Genomic DNA, 612 nt, shown 5'->3' with positions numbered 1-612 from the left:
GCTAAGCAAGTTGGCGCTGACGCTTGTCTCTCTGTTACGCCTTACTACAACAAGCCAACGCAAGAAGGTTTGTATCAGCATTTTAAGGCGATCGCAGAAGCAGTGGATATCCCTCAAATTTTATACAACGTTCCGGGTCGTACGGCTGTCGATATGGCAAACGAAACTGTGGTTCGTTTATCTAGTGTCGAAAACATTATTGGTATCAAAGATGCGACAGGTGACGTGGCGAGAGGGATCGAACTGATCAAGTCCGTGCCTGAAGGTTTCGCAGTTTATTCTGGTGATGATCCAACTGCTTATGAGCTAATTCTGAACGGTGGTCAAGGCAACATTTCTGTTACCGCGAATATTGCGCCAAAGAAAATGCACGAACTATGTGTTGCAGCAGCAAACGGCGAGGCAGAACAAGTCAAGGCAATGAATGATAGCTTGATGTCTTTGCACGATGTGATGTTTGTTGAATCTAACCCAATTCCCGTGAAGTATGCGTTGCATTTGATGGGCTTAGCTGAAACAGGCATACGACTCCCGCTAACGGTTCTTGATGAGTCCAAGCAGCCAGNGTTGAAAGCTGAATTAGATAGCGCAGGCTTATTGTAGTTTTTATGG

At 45.7% G+C, this 612-nt stretch carries 1 protein-coding gene; it reads left to right on the top strand.

The window, feature by feature from the left end:
* On the top strand, positions 1–603 hold a 603-nt coding region (dapA, locus tag A3738_RS06990), incomplete at its 5' end, for a 4-hydroxy-tetrahydrodipicolinate synthase (RefSeq protein WP_068763467.1).
* Positions 604–612: the final 9 nt, after the last annotated feature.

Source organism: Oleiphilus sp. HI0066 (assembly GCF_001635725.1).
This window is presented reverse-complemented; position numbering and strand designations above follow the sequence as displayed.